At 69.1% G+C, this 375-nt stretch carries 1 pseudogene; it reads left to right on the top strand.

The features are described 5' to 3' along the window. Positions 1-94 precede the first annotated feature (94 nt). Positions 95-375: pseudogene (locus tag ACR6JA_RS22520) on the top strand (chromosome partitioning protein ParB); the annotation flags it as partial.

Raw genomic sequence — 375 nt, 5'->3', positions numbered from 1 at the left:
AGCAGCGCTGGCCGCCGTGGTGCATGGCATGGTGCAGACCGTCTTGCAGGAAAGGCACTACGGGCACGACCTGCCGCTGGGTGTGCGCCTCACGGTGCAAGACCGGCTGGAAGGCATGGCCCCGGACTGGCCGGAATCACCCGCCGCCGTGGCGCTGCGCGAACTGCAACAGGTGGCAGGCGAAACCTTGCCGGAGGACAGCGCCGAACTGTTCGCCGCGCTGCTGGCGAAATCACAGGATGAACTGGTGCGGCTGTTGGCCGTGTGCTTAGCTTCCACGGTGGACGTGGTGACGCCTCGCGCCACGCCGCACCAGCCCGGCGCGGAACTGGCGCAGGCCGTGGGGCTGGATATGGCCGCGTGGTGGCAGCCCAC

Source organism: Cedecea sp. B1(4) (genome assembly GCF_059414925.1).
The sequence above is the reverse complement of the archived record's forward strand: the minus strand, read 5'-3'. Positions and strand labels throughout refer to the sequence as shown.